Source organism: Candidatus Sororendozoicomonas aggregata (genome assembly GCF_031528575.1).
GTDB lineage: Bacteria > Pseudomonadota > Gammaproteobacteria > Pseudomonadales > Endozoicomonadaceae > Endonucleibacter > Endonucleibacter aggregata.
Map to the genome: position 1 here is coordinate 1 of NZ_JAVLSP010000190.1, position 1,728 is coordinate 1,728.

General features: G+C 45.4%; 2 protein-coding genes. Both read right to left on the reverse strand.

Going from position 1 to position 1,728, the window contains the following annotated elements:
• Positions 1–114: 114 nt before the first annotated feature.
• Entirely contained in the window at positions 115–603 is a 489-nt protein-coding gene (locus V4C51_RS17700; protein WP_330927490.1) for a LabA-like NYN domain-containing protein, read from the reverse strand.
• A gap of 227 nt (positions 604–830) precedes the next feature.
• A complete protein-coding gene (locus V4C51_RS17705; protein WP_330927491.1) occupies positions 831–1,415 on the reverse strand; it encodes a glutaredoxin in 585 nt (194 codons plus the stop codon).
• Positions 1,416–1,728 lie beyond the last annotated feature (313 nt).

Consider the following 1,728-nt stretch of genomic DNA (forward strand, 5'->3'; position numbering starts at 1 on the left):
TTCGAGCATAAGCCCGACAGGCTCCTAGGCTAGTTTGTAAAATGATACATTAAAAAGCTCGACGTATGAACATTGGCTCCTGGTAGTACTTCGGCGCATTTTTTAATCATACCGTTAACGACACTTTTTGATCAGTAACTTCTCATCCACAGGAATGAAGCAGGATGCCTCATTCATTAATGTTTTGGCTGTAAGGGCTGGCACCCCATAAACTTCCACCGGCGTTTTGTAACGATGTCTGACCCGGTTTACCAGAATATCAAAGTCACCATCGCCAGAAGCCAACACCATTACATCGGATGAACCAGCCTGCTCCAGCATATCGAGAGCAATGCCTACATCCCAGTCACCTTTGGTGGAGCCATCACTGCGTTGAATATAGGGTTTAAGCTTTACAGTAAAACCAATCGCCCGGAGTATATTTTGAAATTGCCGCTGCTTTTCATCACCTCGGTCTATGGCATAGGCATAAGCGCGCGCAATACTCCGTCCGTGACCTACTTTCGCCCAAAAGGCATTATAATCAAAATGTGCCCCGTAGACCTCGCGGGTGGTGTAATAAATATTCTGTACATCCACAAAAATACTAACTGTTTTAGACAACCAGATTACTCCTGTTCAGTAGGCGATGGAACCCCTTCAGCGCTCTGTGGCTAGGAGCCTGACCGAGAATAGCGCCCTTAGCGAGGATTGCGAGAAATTGAGGATAAAAATTTCTGTTTCTGAGGAGAATAGCGGGGTTATTTGATGAAGAAGCAGAAATTTTTAGACCAATTTATCGCAACCGCAATAGCGCGGTCCATTCTCGGTCAGGCTCCTAGCACAAAGTGTTAACCCTGGTCATGACCGGGTATCACAGGTGCCTTGATAATTTCCCTGAGCTCACTGGCCCCGCCGATATATTTACCATCAAGCCATATTTGAGGAACCGTTACAGGCACGCTGTTGCCGATAATCGGTTTTACACGTCCCAGCATCTCATATAACGCTTCAGGTTCTTTGACCACATCATGGTATTGATGCTCGATCCCTGCCTGATTAAGGTGTTCTTTTGAACGCATGCAGTGGGAACAGTTTGCTTTTCCAAAAATATGATTACCCACAATCGGAGCTTTACGGCAGTAACTTTCTATGACAGCCTGGGTTAATACTCCCCGATTTAACGCGCCGCCTTGAAAAATGACTTTATCATCCACCAGGATAATGGGCGCATGCCAACCACCTTTAAATAAAGGTCGCCACCAGTATGTTAGCCAGTCATTTACTTCAAGGGTAACGGGAATACCTGCCAACTCATTAGTCATCACATCATCAATGATATTTTTTGTCAGTGTGCACTCACCACAGGGAATATTGACTTTAAAAGGCCCCCAGGCTCCGCCCCAGCGAAAGAGCTTGATGTTGGCTGTTTCCATAACGTTTCCTGTTGTTATTGTAAATTTTTACTGCCAGCAGAGATCAATAATAGGAGCCTGTCGGACTTAAGGCAATTTCGGCCTGAAATCCAGAAAGAGCGGCCATATTTGCCGATGAATTTGCTTAAATAGGTCAACTATTCGCGCAAATCCATCGAAAAATTTGACTCGGCTCTACTGAATTTCATGCTCGAAAGCTTAAGCCCGACAGGCCCCTAGGAGCCTGTCCGAGAATAGACTACCCTACTGCGGTTGCGATAAATTGGTCTAAAAATTCCTGCTTCTTCGTCAAATAGCCCCACTATTATCCTCA